At 75.1% G+C, this 16,356-nt stretch carries 13 protein-coding genes; 3 read left to right on the top strand and 10 right to left on the bottom strand.

All coding sequences use genetic code 11. The features are described 5' to 3' along the window. A partial coding sequence (locus KIS93_RS61245) for a response regulator (RefSeq protein ID WP_186405161.1) occupies nucleotides 1-421 on the bottom strand: 421 nt, incomplete at its 3' end. A 109-nt stretch (nucleotides 422-530) separates the two neighbouring features. Between KIS93_RS61245 and KIS93_RS61250 the strand changes: the two genes are divergently transcribed. Both KIS93_RS61250 and KIS93_RS61255 read left to right on the top strand, forming a co-directional pair. Continuing rightward, a complete protein-coding gene (locus tag KIS93_RS61250) occupies nucleotides 531-1,946 on the top strand; it encodes a CHASE3 domain-containing protein (protein WP_246005572.1) in 1,416 nt (471 codons plus the stop codon). A 119-nt stretch (nucleotides 1,947-2,065) separates the two neighbouring features. Further along, complete coding sequence (locus KIS93_RS61255) at nucleotides 2,066-3,103, top strand: PrsW family intramembrane metalloprotease (RefSeq protein ID WP_080038172.1); 1,038 nt, start codon at nucleotides 2,066-2,068, stop codon at nucleotides 3,101-3,103. Here KIS93_RS61255 and KIS93_RS64215 read toward each other — a convergent pair. The 3 genes from KIS93_RS64215 to KIS93_RS61265 all read right to left on the bottom strand — a co-directional run bounded on the left by KIS93_RS64215 (nucleotide 3,097) and on the right by KIS93_RS61265 (nucleotide 5,377). Further along, nucleotides 3,097-3,396 carry a BBE domain-containing protein gene (locus KIS93_RS64215; protein WP_222108174.1) on the bottom strand — a complete coding sequence of 100 codons (300 nt, stop codon included), beginning with the start codon at nucleotides 3,394-3,396 and terminating at the stop codon, nucleotides 3,097-3,099. The two genes, KIS93_RS61255 and KIS93_RS64215, sit on opposite strands and share 7 nt — an antisense overlap. Then, entirely contained in the window at nucleotides 3,342-4,436 is a 1,095-nt protein-coding gene (locus KIS93_RS61260; RefSeq protein WP_222108175.1) for an FAD-binding oxidoreductase, read from the bottom strand. The genes KIS93_RS64215 and KIS93_RS61260 overlap by 55 nt, the downstream gene beginning before the upstream one ends. 107 nt (nucleotides 4,437-4,543) lie before the next feature. Next, nucleotides 4,544-5,377: a phosphotransferase gene (locus KIS93_RS61265; protein ID WP_080038170.1), complete on the bottom strand. Its 834-nt coding sequence runs from the start codon at nucleotides 5,375-5,377 to the stop codon at nucleotides 4,544-4,546. A gap of 81 nt (nucleotides 5,378-5,458) precedes the next feature. Here KIS93_RS61265 and KIS93_RS61270 point away from each other — a divergent pair, with 81 nt between their 5' ends. Continuing rightward, entirely contained in the window at nucleotides 5,459-6,466 is a 1,008-nt protein-coding gene (locus tag KIS93_RS61270) for an NAD-dependent epimerase/dehydratase family protein (RefSeq protein ID WP_080038169.1), read from the top strand. Nucleotides 6,467-6,495: 29 nt separating this feature from the next. On the opposite strand, the gene KIS93_RS61275 is transcribed toward KIS93_RS61270, so the two are convergent. From KIS93_RS61275 to KIS93_RS61305, 6 genes are read right to left on the bottom strand one after another with little or no spacing between them, the layout of a single operon-like run. Further along, entirely contained in the window at nucleotides 6,496-7,689 is a 1,194-nt protein-coding gene (locus KIS93_RS61275) for a cytochrome P450 (RefSeq protein ID WP_080038168.1), read from the bottom strand. After that, a complete protein-coding gene (locus KIS93_RS67105) occupies nucleotides 7,686-11,645 on the bottom strand; it encodes a type I polyketide synthase (RefSeq protein ID WP_230466109.1) in 3,960 nt (1,319 codons plus the stop codon). Before KIS93_RS67105 ends, KIS93_RS61275 begins: the two co-directional genes overlap by 4 nt. Next, nucleotides 11,645-12,700: a ketoacyl-ACP synthase III family protein gene (locus KIS93_RS61290; protein WP_080038167.1), complete on the bottom strand. Its 1,056-nt coding sequence runs from the start codon at nucleotides 12,698-12,700 to the stop codon at nucleotides 11,645-11,647. The genes KIS93_RS67105 and KIS93_RS61290 overlap by 1 nt, the downstream gene beginning before the upstream one ends. Nucleotides 12,701-12,755: 55 nt before the next feature. Then, on the bottom strand, nucleotides 12,756-13,814 hold the full coding sequence (locus KIS93_RS61295) for a ketoacyl-ACP synthase III family protein (protein ID WP_080038166.1): 1,059 nt from the start codon (nucleotides 13,812-13,814) through the stop codon (nucleotides 12,756-12,758). Next, entirely contained in the window at nucleotides 13,815-14,684 is an 870-nt protein-coding gene (locus KIS93_RS61300) for a phytanoyl-CoA dioxygenase family protein (RefSeq protein WP_080038165.1), read from the bottom strand. Between the two features lie 37 nt (nucleotides 14,685-14,721). Continuing rightward, nucleotides 14,722-16,236, bottom strand: coding sequence for an FAD-dependent monooxygenase (locus KIS93_RS61305; protein WP_080038164.1), 1,515 nt, complete (start codon nucleotides 16,234-16,236; stop codon nucleotides 14,722-14,724). Nucleotides 16,237-16,356 lie beyond the last annotated feature (120 nt).

Here is a 16,356-nt window from a genome sequence, read left to right on the forward strand (position 1 = left end):
CCAGCTCCTGCACCAGCGCCGGGTCCACGACGGAGCCGCCCCTGGCGATGCGGCGCGCCGTGTCGACGAAGTCGGCGACGTCGGTGACGCGGCTCTTGAGCAGGTAGCCGATCCCGCCGCCACCGGCGAGCAGGCGCATGGCGTGCTCGGTCTCGGCGTGCGCCGACAGGACCAGGATGCCGACGCCGGGGTGGCGCTCGCGGATCTGGGCGGCGGCGCGCAGCCCTTCTACGGTGTTGGTGGGCGGCATCCGGATGTCGACGATGACGAGCTCCGGCCGCCGCTCGCGGACGAGGTCGAGGAGCTGGGTGGCGTCGCCGGCCTGCCCGACGACGTTCAGGCCGGAGCGCGTCAGTAAGCTGGCCAGCCCTTCGCGCAGCAGCACGTCGTCGTCGGCGAGAACCACCTGCGTATCGGTCATGTCACGCATTATCGGACCCGGCCGACGATCGGTACACTCCGGGCATGAAGCTGGGCGGGTCACGGCCGGCGCGGAACGGGCCGCCCGCGGCCTGACCCTGCGCACGGTGATGGCGGGCGCCGTGCTCGCGCTGATCGTGGGCGGCGCGTTCGCGGTGCTGCTGGCCTCGATCGGCGACCTGCGTGACGCCCGGCTGCGCGAGCAGCGCTCGGCGGAGGTCCTGACGCTGGCCAACCGGCTGGAACGGCTGATCATCGACATGGAGACGGGCCAGCGCGGCTTCGCCCTCACCGGCGAGGGGAGCTTCCTGCAGCCCTGGCAGGCGGCCATCGACACCTTCCCCGGGCAGGCGAGCGCGATGGAGCGGCTGGTGGCCGGCATCCCCGCCGAGCGCGCCCTGGCCGAGAAGATCACGGCGGCGGGCGACTCGTACATCGACGACTACACCGTCCCCCTGGTGGAGGCTCTGCGCCGCGACCCGGACGCGACGGGGACGCCGCGCGCGAAGGAGGGCGAGCGCCGCGATCCGGGCGCGACGGGGACGGCGCGCGCCGAGGAGGGCAAGCGCCGCGTGGACGCGCTGCGCGCGGACTTCGACGCGCTCGTGACGGCCGCGCTGGGGTCGGCGCGGGCCGAGCAGCGGCGCTCGGACGCCGCGGCCCAGCGCGCGACCGCGGTGGGGGTGGCGGGCCTGATCGCGTCGGTGGTCCTGATCGGCGCCTACTCGCACTACCTGGCCCGCGCGGTCGTCGCCCCGGTACGGCGGCTGGCCGGCGCCACCCGGCAGCTCGCGGACGGCGACCTCCAGGCCCGCGTGCCCGAGCGCGGCGCCGGCGAGATCGGCGTGCTGCAACGCGGTTTCAACACGATGGCGGCCACCCTGTCCCGGCAGCGGTCGGAGCTGGCCGCCTCCCGCTCCCGGATCGTCGCCTCCGCCGACCAGGCCCGCCGCCGCATCGAGCGCGACCTGCACGACGGCATCCAGCAGCGGCTGGTCTCGCTCGTCCTGGAGGTGCGGGCCATCCAGGCGACGTCGCCGCCGGACCGTCCGGAGCTCGCCGAGCCGCTCGACCGGCTGGCCGACGCGCTCGGCGAGGCGGTGGACGAGCTGCGCGAGATCTCGCGCGGCATCCACCCGGCCATCCTCAGCGAGGCCGGGCTGGGCCCCGCGTTGAAGGCGCTGGCCCGCCGCAGCCCGGTGCCGGTCGAGCTGGACGTGGAGGTGCCCGGCCGGCTGCCGGAGCCCGTCGAGGTGGCCGCGTACTACGTGGTCTCCGAAGCGCTCACCAACACCGCCAAGCACGCCCGCGCGAGCGTGGCGACGGTGCGGGCGCGCCTGGAGGACGGGCGGTTGCGGCTGCGGGTGCGCGACGACGGCGCCGGCGGCGCCACCGCCTCCGGCTCCGGCTCGGGGCTGCTCGGGCTGGCCGACCGGGTCGAGGCGCTGGGCGGCACCGTCCGCGTGGACAGCCCGCCCGGTCAGGGCACCACCCTGGACGCCGATCTGCCCGTCACCGGGGGCTGACCGGGATCGGAAGATTCCAGCCAGCCGGTAGCCGGGATGGCCGCTGGCCGGGACGACACCGCGGCGGCCGCGCAGGATCCTGATCGGGAAGCACTGAACGCTTGCGGAAGGAGCCCGCGATGCACTCCCGACCTGCCGTCTCCCCCGACCTCCCGTTCGCCCGCGAGCTGACGCCGCCGCGCTCCGGCCCGAGCTGGGTGCGGATCTTCTTCGGCGGGCTCGCGTTGTGGGTGGCGACCGTGGTGGTCACGTTCGTCACCGGGAACGCCAACCTGGTGCCGACGATCATCCTGGTCGGCAGTTTCCTGGTGCCGGTCACGTTCGTCACCTTCGCCTTCCGCCGCGCCGACGAGGTGATCACCGCGCAGCGGATCTTCACCGCGTTCGTGTACGGCGGCGTGCTGGGCGTCCTCGGCGCCTCGCTGCTGGAGTCGGCGCTGCTCACGCACATGTCGAGCTGGGGCTACCTGGCCATCGGCGCGATCGAGGAGGGCGTCAAGCTGGCCGTGCTGTGGCTGCTGGCCCGACGCCTGCCCTGGTACGGCGCCCGCGACGGCATGGTGCTCGGCGCGGCCGTGGGCTTCGGCTTCGCCGCGTTCGAGAGCGCCGGGTACGCCTTCAACGCGTTGTTCACCTCCAGCGGCCTGTCGCTGCTCGACCTCGTCGAGACGGAGGCGCTGCGGGCGGTGCTCGCCCCGGTCGGGCACGGCCTGTGGACGGCGCTGCTCGGCGGCGTGCTGTTCGCGACGGCCGCGCGCACCCGCCCGGGCCACCTCGGCACGGGCTCCCTCGGCACGGGCCACCTCGGCACTGACTACCTCAGCTCCGGCCACCCCGGCACTGGCCGCCCCCACCTGCGGCCGAGCCGCGCGCTGCTCGGCTGGTACGCCGTGGTGGTGCTGCTGCACGCCCTGTGGGACGCCTCCCAGACCGTGGCCGTGTGGCTGACCCTGATCCTGACCGGCACCCCGTCCCAGTGGCTGGCGATCGTCCGCCTCGGCGAGCTGCGCGGCGTCACCCAGACGCAGGTGCACCTGTTCACGGGGATGAGCTGGGGGCTGCTGGCCCTGGACGGGCTGGCCGGCCTGGCCCTGCTGCTGGCCCGGTGGGCGCGGCTGGGCAGGCGGCCGTCCAGCACCGTCGTCCGCGGCTACTGAGGGCGGACGTTGTGGTTGCCGGCGAACAGGTTGCGCGGGTCGTACCGGCGCTTGATCGCGGCCAGGCGCCGGTGGGTGGCGGCGGGGTAGACGGCGGCGACGTCGTCCTCGCCTGCGGTGGCGAGAAAGTTGGCGTAGGCGCCGCCGACGTGCGGCGCGAGCCTGGCCCACAGCGCGTCGAGCGCGGGGCGGGCGGCCTCGACGACGGGCGGCGGGCCCGCGGTGGTGGTCACGACCATCAGCTCGGCCTGCCGGTGGGCGAAGGCGGTGGCCTGCTCGGGGACGCGCGCCACCGCCCGCCGAGGCTGCGCACGGCGACGAACGGCGACCCCTGCACCGCCCCGGTCTCGGCCAGGATGCGGAGGACCGCCGGCACCTGCTCCCCGCCGGTGAACGCGCTGCGGGTCACGAGCCGCACGCCGGGCGGCGCGGCCACGCCCTCCACCAGGACGTCCCCGTACGGGCGGAGCGTCACGTCGTCGGTCAGCACCGTGCCGAGGGCGCGGATCGGGTCGATGGCCCGGGCGGCGAGGCGGGGGTCGTCGCCGTCGAAGGTGAGCTGGATCTCCACCGGCGCCTCGGCGCCGCCGGCGAACGGGTTGGCGAACGCGGCGATCGAGGTGAGCTCCTCCGGGGCGGTCCGCAGGTGGTCCGCCCAGCCGCGCAGCACGCCGGGCAGCTCGGCGGCCGGGAAGGTGATCCGGCCGTGGAACACGTCGGTGGTGGGGTGCGCGCTGAACTCGAATGCGGTGACGACGCCGAAGTTGCCGCCGCCGCCGCGCAGCGCCCACCACAGGTCGGGGTCGTGCCCGGCGTCGGCCCGCACGAGCCGGCCGTCGGCGGTGACGACCTCGGCGGCGACCAGGCTGTCCAGGGCCAGGCCGTGCTTCCTGACCTTCCAGCCGATGCCGCCGGACAACGTCAGGCCGCCGACGCCGACGCTCCTGGTGTCGCCGGAGGAGATGGCCAGGCCGTGCGGGGCCAGGGCGTCGGCGACCGCGCCCCAGGTGGCGCCGCCGCCGATCCGCACCAGGTGACGGTCCTTGTCGACGATCTCCACGCCGGCCAGCCGGGCGAGGTCGATCACGATGCCGCCGTCGTTGGTGCCGAACCCGGCGAAGGCGTGGCCGCCGCCGCGTACCGACAGGGGCAGCCCCGACCCGGCGGCGAACCTGACCGCGGCCCGCACGTCCTCGACACCGGCCGGGCGCAGCACGACGGCGGGGCTGCCGGAGGTCAGCATCGTGCGGGCGGCCTGCGCGTACTCCGGGGTGCCCGGCTCGATGACGTCGCCCGAGAAGTCGTGGCGAAGGGTGTCCAAAGTCGTGCTCATGACGGTCCTTCCGCTGTGCGGTGGTGTGTGCGCTTGACAGCCACGAGATGCCGACGGGCCGGTTCTTGTGACAGTGACGTGCGCCACACCACCGCGACGCGGGGTGCTCAACCGTGGGCGAGGGCCGTCCGGAGCTGGGCGAGCCACTCCCGGCCGAGGCGGTGGCCGTCGGGGAGCTGGTCGTCGCGGTCCCAGCGCCACGTCGTGATGATCGCCAGCATGAGCGAGCGGCAGTCGCGCAGCAGGCCCTCGTCGAGGCCCGGGTAGTGGCCGGCGACCGCTTCCGGCGCGTGCGCGAGGTCGAACTCGACCGGCCCGACGCAGCACGTCTCCAGGTCGATGAACAGCGGCCCCTCGGCGGTCGCGAGCAGGTTGCCCGGGTGCGGCTCGCCGTGCAGCGGCTGCTCGGGGGCGCCGCGCGCGGCGATGGACCGGCCGAGGTCGCGCAGCGTGCCGGCGAGCAGCTCCCGGTCCGCGTCGGGGAGCGCCGGGGTGCGGTCGCGGTCGGCCAGGAGGGCGCGGGCCTGCCCGACGCGTTCGGTGAAGTGCGGCATCGGGACGTCCACCGCGCGCAGGCCGGCGTGCAGCCGGCGCAGCGCCTTGGCGAACTCGTCCGGCGGGATCTCGGCCGGGGTCACGGGCTCGTAGTAGGTCCACAGCGTCACCACGAAGCCGTCGCGCTCGTAGATGCGCGGCTCGACCCGGGGGTCGAGCGCGGCCACGGGGCTGCCGGAAGCGGCCAGCCGGCCCGCCACGTCCACCTCGAACTGCGCGACCTGCTCCGCCGCGGGCGCCACCCGGGCCAGGGTGTCGCACGGCAGCAGACGCAGGGTCAGCTTGTTGGAATCCTGCAGGACGATCGCCTCGTCGGCCGCCAGACCGAGCGAGGAGGCGATCGAGCGGGCCGTGGCCGCCGCGCGCTTGAGTTCCGACGCCTGCATGGCCTCCCCTTAACGTTGTCGCCGTGCTCGCCGAGCACCGTACCAGGTGCCCGGCGGGAAGCCGCGGGTTAAGATCAACTGGTGACGGTTCACGACCGCAGCGCGTTCATCATCGGGGGCACCGGGCAGATCGGCCGGGCCACGGCCGCGCGGCTCGTCGCCGCCGGCTACGCGGTGACCCTCGGTCACCGCCGTCCCCTCCCGGCGGGCGAGCTGCCCGACGGGGCGACGTCCTTACAGGTGGACCGGAACGACACCGAGGCGCTGCTCGGCGCGCTCGACGGCCACGACCTGGTCGTCGACACCGTCGCCTTCACCCCCTACCACGGCACGCAGCTCGCCCGGCTGGCCGGCCGCGTCGGCTCGCTCGTCGTCATCTCGACCGGGGCGGTCTACCAGGCGCCGGGCCTGCCGGTGCCGATCCCGGAGACGTGGCCGACCGTCGAGCGCGAGGCCCACGACTATCCGTCGGGGAAGGCGGCGCTGGAGCGCTGCCTGCTGGCCACGCCCGGCCTGCCGGTCAGCATCCTGCGCACGGGCGTGCTGCACGGGCCGCACGGCAGGTCGCTGGACCACTGGTCGTTCATCAAGCGGGCGCTCGACCGGCGGCCGTACGTCGTGCTCGCCCAGGACGGGCTGAGCCGCTTCCCCACCTCGGCCGTCGCGAACGTGGCCGAGATCGTCCACCTGTGCGCGCTGAAACCGGCGGCCCGGGTGCTGAACGTCGCCGACGACCCGCTGACCGTCGCCGAGGTCGCCGCCCGGGTGTTCGCCGTGATGGGGCACGAGGCGGAGATCGTCACGTTCGCGGGCCCGTCGCGGCCCGACGGCCTGGGCTTCCACCCGTGGAACGTGCCGGAGCCGATCGTGTTCAGCACCGACCGGGTACGGGCCGAGCTCGGCTACCGGCCCGCCCTCTCCTACGACGACGCGCTGCGCCAGACCATCGAGTGGGCCGTCCCCGCCGTCGAGCGGGCGCGGGCGCGCGGCGGCGGCTGGCCGGACGTCTTCCCCGATCTGGTCGCCCGCCACGGCCCCGACGTCTGGTTCCCCTACGCCGCCGAGGACGCCCACGTCGCCGGCGCGTGAGGCGCGTCACCGGCGGCGCGTGCGGCGGGTCACCAGGTGACGGGCAGCTCGTGCGGGCCGAAGAACGGGGCGTCGTGGGCGAACGGCAGCTCCTCGAACGGGACCGCCAGGCGCAGCGCCGGCAGGCGGGCCAGCAGCGTGCCGACGGCCGTCTCCAGCTCGGCGCGCGCCAGGTTGGCGCCGACGCACTGGTGCACGCCGTGGCCGAAGGCGAGGTGATGGCGGGCTTGGCGGCGGATGTCGAACGCGTCCGGGTTCTCGAACGCGCGCTCGTCCCGGTTGGCGGACGCCGCCAGCACCGTCAGACGGTCACCGGCGCGGATCCGGGCCGGGCCGACCTCCATGTCGGCGGCCGCGACCCGGTCGAAGCTGACCCAGTCCTGCACCGAGTGGAAGCGCAGCAGCTCCTCGACCGCGCCGGGCAGCAGGCCGGGGTCGGCGCGCAGCGCGGCGAGCTGCGCCGGGTGCCGCAGCAGCGTGAGCACGCCGAGGGAGATCGTGTTCGCCGGTGAGTCGTAGCCGGCGAGCAGCATGAGGAAGCCCATGTTGACCAGCTCGTCCGTGGTCAGCTCGCCGGTGGGCAGGTGCCTGGCCGCCAGCCGCCGGATCATGCCGTCGTCCGGCCGGTTGCCCGCGTCGCCGACGAGGTCGCGCAGGTAGCCGCGCACGTCCTTGGACGCCTGCGCCGCCACGCTCGGATCCATGCTCGTCACCGACAACCTGCGCAGCCGCGACTCGAAGAAGCCGTGGTCGGCTTCCGGGACGCCGAACAGCGCGCACAGCACGCGCGCCGGGACCAGGCGCGCGTACCGGGCGACGAGGTCGGCGGGCGGGCCCGCCTCCAGCAGCTCGTCCATCGCCCTGTTGGCGATGGACTGGATGGCCGGTCGCATGGCCGCCATCGGGCGGGCGCCCAGCTCCGGGATCAGCAGCCGCCGGAACCGGCTGTGCTCCGGCGGGTCCAGGTCGACGAAGAAGCCGTCGTCGGGACGGTCGTCGTCGGGGCCGCGCGGGCGCTCGGGGCGGCCGGTGTTCGAGCTGATCCTCGGGTCGCTGAGGATCCGGCGCGCCTCGGCGTAACGGGTGACGGCCCAGACCGGAGCGCCGTTGGGCAGGGCGGCCCGCACGACCGGCGCGGTGTCGCGCATCCGCCGGTACTCGTCCGGCGGCGCGAGCGGGCAGCTCCGCTTCATGGGAAAGGTGGGCATGGGAGTCTGGGTCATCGCGTGGCTCCGTTCGGGGCGGACACCACCCCGGCGATGTGGTCGGCGACCGCGGCGACGGTCGGCTTCGCCCACAGCAGCGTGGCCGGGAGCGAGCACCGGAACCGCTGCTCCAGCCGCCGCCGCACGACCACCGTCATCACCGAGTCCAGGCCCTGCTCGATCAGCGGCCGGTGCGGCGACAGGTCGGCGGGGGCGAGCCGCATCTCCTTGGCGATCTGCGCGCCGACCTCCTCGATCAGGAACGTGCGCAGCCGCGCCGGATCCAGGTCGGCGAAGGACTCGGCGAGCCGGTCCCCGCCGCCGTCGCCGTTCGCCGAGGGGGCCGGTCGGTCGATCACCGGGTACCGCAGCCCCGTGAGCCAGGCGACGGCGGCGCCGGTGCCGTCGGTGATCCGCACCTGCACCGTGTCCGGTTCCTCCTGGTCGAGCCACACCTCGATGGTGACCGTTTCCGGCGGCTCACCGGTGGTGACCAGGTGCTCGACGTTCGTCACCATGCGCAGCAGCGGGTCGCCGGGGAACGCGCTGGGCGCCACCGACATGGCCGCGTCCAGGACGGGCGCCCAGGTGGCGGCGGCGCCGCAGCGGACGCGGGCGCGCAGGGCACCGTGCCCGCGCCACAGCTCCTCGACGGTCCAGCCGAACCCGGTGTCCGGCACCCCGACGGCGGCGAGCCGGCTCATGACCAGCCCGGGATCCGCCGGGGCTAGCGGCTGCGACGGGGGCGTCGGAGGTGCCGGGGGCCGGCCCTGCGCGGCGGGGATGCGGGCCGTGGTGATCACCTGCCAGGCGGCGTCGGGCTCGGCCGTGGTGCGGGCGGCCAGGCGTAGCTCGTCGCCCTGGCGTACGACCTGGATCTCGCGGCGGTCGGCGGTCAGCAGCGGGGCCGACATCGTCACGCCGGCCAGCGCCTCCGTGCCGGCGGCGGCCAGGAAGGTGACCGCGAGGACGGCGGCCGGCACGATCTCCACGCCCTCGATCGCGTGGCTGCCCGGGTAGGGCCGGAGGTGGTCGTCCAGGACGGTGCGCCACAGCCGCACGTCCGTCCCGGCGAGATCGACGTGGTCGCCGAGCAGCGTGTGCGTGCCCGGGTCGTGGCCGCGCCCGCCCGCGTCGGGCGGCGACGGCTCGCGCCAGTGCCGGCGGCGCTGCCACGGGTAGGCGGGAAGCGCGGCCGGGCCGCCGGACGGCTGCAGCCGGCGCCAGTCGACGCCGAGGCCGGCGCAGTGGGCGGCGGCGACGGCGTTCAGCAGGGACGCCTGGCCGGGACGGTTGCGGCGCAGCGACGCGCCCACGAACACGTCGTCCTCGTGGCCGGCCTCGTTCAGTGTCTCCAGGACGGAGTGGGTGACGACGGGGTGCGCGGAGATCTCGATGAACGCGCGGTAGCCGTCGGCCGCGGCGGCGGCGATCGCGCCGGCCAGCCGGACCGGGTGGCGCAGGTTGACCGCCCAGTAGGCGCCGTCGTAGGCGGGCCTCGCGCGCGGGTCGTCCAGGGCGGTCGAGTAGACGGTGAGGTCAGGGACGGCGGGGGTCAGGTCCGCCGCGGCCTCCTTCAAGTCCGCGAGGAGCGCGTCCATCTGCGGGCCGTGGAAGGCGACGTCCGAGGCGACCCGGCGGGTCGGAATGCCCTCCTCCAGCCAGGCCGCCAGCACCTCGGCCACGGCGTCCGGATCGCCCGAGACGACGGTGGAGCCGGGCGAGGACGCGATCGCGGCGACGACGCCCGGCCGGTCCGCCAGGCGGCGCTCCGCCTCGGCGAACGGCAGCCGCGCCATCGCCATCGCGCCCCGCCCCGCGACCCGGCGCAGCAGGCGGGAGCGCCGGCAGATCAGCCGGGCGCCGTCGAGGCGGCTCAGCGCGCCGGCCGTCACGGCGGCGGCGATCTCGCCGACCGAATGGCCGATCACGGCGTGCGGGCGCACCCCGTACTCGCGCCACACCTCGACCAGGCCGAGCTGCATCGCGAAGATCATGGTCTGGACGCGACCCACCTCGGTCAGGTCTCCCCCGCTGAGCGCCTCCCTGGGCGAGAACCCGATCTCGTCGGCGAACACCGGCTCCAGCTCGTCGATGACGCGGGCGAACGCCGGCTCGGACGCCAGCAGCTCCCGCCCCATGCCGGCCCACTGCGAGCCGTGCCCGGAGAAGACGAACACCGGGCCGGGGCCGGGGTCGGCGAGGAGGCGTCCCGTGGTCACGGCGTCGTCGGGGGTGCCGGCCGCGAGCCTGCGCAGCCCCCGGGCGAGCGCGGCCTCGTCGGCCGCGGCCACCACCGCGCGGTGCGGCAGGTGGGTGCGGCGCAGCGCGAGGGTGTGCCCGAGGCTCGCCACCGGCACCTGGCCGACGACGCCGGCGAGGTCGGCCGCGCTCTGACGCAACGCCGCCCGCGACGCCCCCGACACCGGGAACAACCGCCCGGCGGGCCCTTCGACCGGCGGCACCGGCTCGGGCCCCTGCTCGATCACGATGTGCGTGACGGTCCCCCCATAACCGAAGGCCGAGACGGCGGCCCGCCGCGGCTGCGCAGCCCCGGCTCCGGTCGCGGGCCCATCCGCAGACGCGGAGCCGGCCGCGGGCTCGGAGCCGGCTGCGGGCTCGGAGCCGGCCGCGGGCTCGGGGCTGGTCGCGGACGCGAGGCCGGGCGTGGATGCGGAGGCGGCAGTCGGCTCGCGCCCGATCGCGGGCTCAGGCCCCGTAGCGCGCTCGCGCCCCGTCGCGGGCTCGGGCTCCGTCGCGGGGTCGGGCCAGGCCGTGGGCTCGGTGGTGACGCGCAGGCCGAGGGCCGGCCAGTCGATGGCCGGGTTGGGGGTGTCGAGGCGGCTGGGCGGGATCTCGCCGTGGTGCACCGCCAGGACGGCCTTGATGAGGCCGGCGATGCCGGCGGCGCCCTCCAGGTGGCCGATGTTGGACTTGGCCGAGCCGATCAGGCACGGCCGCTCCGCCGGCCGGCCCGAACCGTAGACGGCGCCGAGGGCGGCGGCCTCCAGGGGGTCGCCGACGGCGGTGCCGGTGCCGTGCGCCTCGACGTACCCGATGGAGTGGGCGTCGACGCCGGCCTGGCGCAGCGCGCGGCGCATGACGTGCTCCTGCGCCTGCCCGCACGGCGCCATGATGCCGGCGGTGTGGCCGTCCTGGTTGACGGCGCTGCCGAGGATGGTGGCGAGCACCGGGTCGCCGTCGCGCTGGGCGTCGCGCAGCCGTTTGAGCACGATGACCGCGGCGCCCTCGCCGCGCCCGTAGCCGTCGGCGGCGGCGTCGAACGACTTGCTGCGCCCGTCGGGCGCGAGCGTGCCGGCGGCGTCCAGGGTCAGGGTCTCGCCGGGCGACAGGATGAGGTTGACGCCGCCCGCCAGCGCGAGGTCGGTCTCCCCCGCGCGCAGCGCCTGCACGGCCAGGTGCACGGCGACGAGGGAGGCGGAGCAGGCGGTGTCGACGGCCATGCTGGGGCCGCGCAGGTCCAGCGCGTAGGAGACCCGGTTGGCGACCGCGCACGTGGCGGCGCCGATCCCGGTCCACGCCTCGATGTCGGGCAGGTCCTCCAGGATGCGGTGCCCGTAGTCGCCGGTGCAGACGCCCACGTACACGCCGGCGTCGGTGCCGGCCAGCGCGCCGGCGGGGATCCCGGCGTGCTCCAGCGCCTCCCACGCGGTCTCCATGACCAGGCGCTGCTGCGGGTCCATCAGCTCGACCTCGCGCGGCGAGAGGCCGAAGAACTCGGCGTCGAAGCCGGCGACGTCGTCGAGGAAGTGGCCGCGCGGCACCGTGCGGCGCACCGCCGCCGCGTAGGAGGGGCCGCGGTCGGCGTAGGAGCGCCAGCGTTCGGCGGGCGCCGGCCCGCTCGTGTCCCGCCCTTCGGCCAGCAGGTTCCAGTACGCCTGCGCCGAGTTCGCGCCGCCGGGCAGCCGGCAGCCGATCCCGACGATGGCGATGGCTTCGGACGGTCGGTCCATCACGCGCCCCCTCCCCGCGACCACGCGGGCGACTCGAGTATTTCCACGACGGCGGCCGAGATGGTGACGCCGGGCCCGTAGGCGAACATCAGGAGGTGGTCGCCGGGCCGCAGCTCACCACCGCGGACGAGGTGCTCCAGGGCCAGCACCTGGTCGCTGGCCCCGCAGTGGCCGATGGTGCGGCCGAACTCCCAGGTCGAGCGGGCCGCCGGGATGCCCAGCCGGTGCTCGCAGATCTGCTCGGCGATCTCGCGGGAGGTGTTCATGCAGGTCAGGCGGGTCACGTCGGCCGCTTTGAGTCCTGCCTCGGACAGGGCGCGGTCGATCGCCTCGACCATCCGCTCGTCGAGCGTCACCAGCACCTTGGTGCCTTCGCCGCCGGCGACGGCGCGCTGCCGGAAGGTGTCGTTGTGGGCGGCGAAGTCCAGCTCGCGGCCTTCGGTGACGCCGGGCGGGAAGAGGGGCTCGGCGCACCGGTGCATCTCCTCGGCCTGCGACACCGACATCGTGCACACCGACGCCAGCCGGGCGAACCCGGGCTCGGTGTCGAGCACGAGGGCGCCGGCCGCGTCGCCGGCGATGGCTCCGGGCAGCATGCGCCAGCGGTCGGCCAGGGGCGTGCCGTAGTTGTCGGCGGCGACCAGCAGGGCCGCCTGCCGTTCGGGCCCGGCCCGCAGGTAGCTGGCGGCCAGCTCCAGGGCGGCGAACATGCCGTTGCAGCCCTGCTTGAGCTGGGTGGACAGGACGCCGTCGCCGACGAGGTGGCGCTGCACGTACGCCTGCGGCGGCCAGCCTTCCGGCCCCTGGTGCCAGGTCGAGGTGTAGAGGAGCAGGTCCAGCTCCGTCGGGGAGCGTCCGCTGCGGGCCACCGCCGTGCGGGACGCCCGCAGCGCCATCTCCGGCGCCGGCACGTCACCGGCGACGGCGACCGAGGCGATCCCGTGCAGCTCGGCCTCCTCGGCCGGGTACCAGCCGGCCGCCACCGCGTGCGCCACGTCCACGGTGCCGGGCAGGTACGAGCCGACGCCGCTGATGTACATGTCCGCCGTCTCCATGTCGCCTCCTGGCTCGCTGGAACAGGTTCAGTCCGGCCCCTTCGGTCCGGCGCCTTCAGTCCGGCGCCGTGCTGGCGTACTCGGGCGGGACGTCCAGGATCCGCAGGACGGCGCAGGCCAGGGTGGTGCCGGCGCCGAACCCGAGGAGCAGCACGTGGTCGCCGGGGGCCAGCGCGCCGGTGGCGAGCAGGTGGTGCAGGGCGACGAACTGGTCGCCGACGCCGAGGTGGCCGACGCGGGCGCCGTACTCCCAGGTGGTGTCGGCCAGGGTGAGCCCGAACCAGTTGGCGCCGCGGTGCTCGACGTCGTCGCGGCGTACGTGCGGGAAGGCGACCTTGGCCACGTCGTCGAGGGTGATGTCCGCCTCTTTGAGGGTGCGGTCGGCCAGCTCGATCATCGTCGTCTGGATGGCGAGCATGACGCGGGCGCCGTCGCCGTCGAGCAGGCGCTTGCGGAACTCGCGGTTGCGGGCGGCGAAGTCGAGGGGGCGGCCGACGGTCGCGTCCGGCGGCCACATGGGCACGCCGCCGTCGTTGACGGCCTCGGCCTCCGGCAGCACGATCACGTTGACGGAGCACAGCTCCGCGAGGCCGGTGCCGGTGGTTTCGGCGGTGAGGAGCAGCGCGCAGCCGGCGTCGCCCATCACGGTGCCCTCGATCATCCGCCACCTGTCGACGAGCGGGGTGCCGTGGTTGTCGGCGCCGACGAGCAGCGCGGAGCCGCCCGGCCGCAGGTAGCCGGCGGCGAGCTGGAGGGCGTTGAACAGGCCGCAGCAGCCCTGCCGCAGCTCGACGGCCGGGACGTGGCCGCCGGTGAGATGCTGCTGCAGGTAGTACTGCGGCGCCCAGCCCTCGGGGCCCTGGTGCCAGACGTCGCAGTACAGCAGCAGGTCGAGGTCGCGCGGCGACAGCCCGCCCGAGCGGTCGAACGCCTGCCGGGCGGCGCGCAGGCCCAGCTCGGGTGCCGGCACGTCGCCGGCCACGGCCGCGCCCATCAGGCCGAACCGCTCCACCTCGTCCGCCGGGTAGCGGCCCTGCGCGACGGCCGTCTCGATGGTGACGACCGGCGGCAGGTGGACGCCGATGCTGCGCAGGTACGTGCCGGAGGTGCGCATTCAGTCCTTCCCCGAGGCCACGGGGTCGCCCGACCCGTCGCGCAGCAGCAGCATCGGGTCGCTCAGCTCGTACAGGCCGCACATCGGCGGGCAGGCCTCGTAGCCGAGCAGCCGCTGGATGTCCTCGGGGTAGCCGCGCACCACGTCCAGGGGTATGGACAGGTACTGGTTCTCCTCCTGGCGGAGGTTGCCGAGGTCGTAGGCGTACGACAGGCCGGTGCGGGGCGCGTCGGAGCGGTTGGCGCCGGCGCCGTGGTAGGTGCTGCCGAGCCACAGCAGCGCGGAGCCGGGCCGCATCTCGGCGGGCACCGCCTCGTCGTCGCGCGGCCCGCGCTCGTCGTCCCAGCGGTGGCTGCCGGGGACGACGCGGGTGGCGCCGTTGCGTTCGGTGAAGGCGCTGGCGGCCACCATGACCTGCATGCGGCTCTCCGGCCCGGGATGGGTGCGCAGGTGGGCGGTGTCGTCGCGGTGCAGGCCCTGTGGTCGCACGCCCGGCTGGATCTGGATCGCCCGCGAGATGCCGAGCTGGATCGTGGGGACGAACTCGATGCGTTGCTCGCCGAGCCAGGCGCGCACGGGCCGTTGCAGGAAGTGCCGGGCGCTGCCGAGGAAGTGCGGCTGCCGCATGATCGCGACCGAGTGGGCGCTGCGGCGGACCAGGCCCGGCAGGATCCGGGTCTTCTCGCCGACGAGCCGGCCGTCGCCGTCGGCCTGGCTCTCCAGGGCCGGGCCCAGGTCCTCCCACAGGCCGTTCAGCGTGTCGGCGTCGACGAAGTCCTCGATGATCACCGCTCCGGCGGCCTCGATCGCCTCGATCGCCGCGTCGATCGGGGCCGAGGCGGGCAGGGTGGTCAGCTTGGCATCGGTCATCCCGGCCTCCAGGAAAGGCTGTGTCTGGTGATGGGGGTCACGCGGCGCGGGCGGGCGGGCCGAACCAGCGCGCCAGGGCGTCGGTCAGGGACGCCGCGCCGGCGGGCGTGCTCCAGGCGACGAAGCCGTCCGGGCGGATGAGCAGCGCGTCCGCCGGGGCGTCGGCGCAGCCGGCGCTCACCACGTCCACGCGGCCGGACCAGGGCTCGGCGACGGCGCGCAGGCCGGGGTCGTCGGCGAGGTCGAGCAGCAGCGGGCGCCCGGTGCGTTGCAGCTCGGCGAGCCGTACCGGGCCGTCGGCGGTCTTCAGCCGCAGGTCGGGGCAGTAGCGGCCGACCAGCGGGCCGGTCAGCGACGGGTCGCCCATGTCGTATTCGATGTGCAGGTCGTCGACCACGGCGGTCAGGCGGCGGTTCGTGTGCTCGTCCATCAGCAGGTGGGTGAACAGCCGGCGCAGCGCGTCCACGTGCGGGCCGGGGCGCATCAGCGCGATGGAGGCGCGCTGGATCTCCAGCGTCTGCGCGCCGACCGGGTGCCGCTCGGAGGTGTAGGTGTCGAGCAGGCTCTCCTCGCACTGGCCGCGCGCGACGGCGGCCAGCTTCCAGCCGAGGTTGACGGCGTCGCCCAGGCCGAGCCGCAGGCCGGGGCCGCTCCACTGCGACTGCACGTGGGCCGCGTCGCCGGCCAGCAGGACCCGCCCGCTGCGGTACGTCTCGGCCTGGCGCTCGTTGTCGGTGAACCGGTTGATCTTGTGGATCTTGGTGACCGTCACGTCGGTGCCGCTGAGCCGGCGCAGCGCCGCTTGGAACTCCTCCCGGGTGATCGGCGCGTCCCGGCTGGCCGGCGGGCCGATGAACTCCAGGGTGATGAACCGGGGCGGCCCCTCCTCGTACACCAGGAGCCCGTTGTCCTTGCGGAACCAGCCGGGCAGGTGGAAGCCGGGGTCGTCGATCTCGGCGAAGGCGCGGTAGCCGGTCGTGATGCCGTCGGTGCCGGGGAAGGCGATGCCGGCCAGCTTGCGGATCGTGCTGCGGCCGCCGTCGCAGCCGGCCAGCCAGCCGGCCGTCATCCGGTACGGCCCGTCGGGGCCGTCCACGTCCAGGTGCACCGCGTCGGCGTCCTGGGTGAAGCCGGTGACCGTGTGGCCGCGCCGTACCTCGACGCCGAGCTGCGCGGCCCGCCGGGCGAGGTCCTGCTCCAGTACCTGCTGGGGCACGAGCAGGTCGGGGGATTCCGGGCGGAGCACGAACATCGTGGCGAAGTGCCGCGCGCCCGGGAACGCCTTGGGTTGCAGGCTGTCGGGACGCCGCTCCCCGAGGGCGATGCGGGCCCGCTCCTCGTCCGTCGGCCGGGCGGGGGCGCCGTCGACGCCGATCATGAGGCCGCGGCGGTCGAGAATGTCGATGGCCCGGCCGGTGATGCCTTCGGCCTTGGGGTGGTGCTCGATGTCCGGCAGCCGTTCGAGCACAACCACCGGCACGTCGTGCAGGGCCACCTCGCACGCGAGCATGAGCCCGATCGGACCGCCACCGACTACCGCGACCTGTGCCATTCATACCTCTGCTGGGGGCGTGAGCCTGCTGGAGGAATCGCTGGAGCGCCGACCGCGGGCCGGCGGTGCCGATGCTAAATCGGGTGGGTCAAAAATTACTAGTGGTGGTATTTACCTGAT

The sequence above is a fragment of the [Actinomadura] parvosata subsp. kistnae genome (genome assembly GCF_900323885.1).
Lineage (GTDB): Bacteria > Actinomycetota > Actinomycetes > Streptosporangiales > Streptosporangiaceae > Nonomuraea > Nonomuraea composti.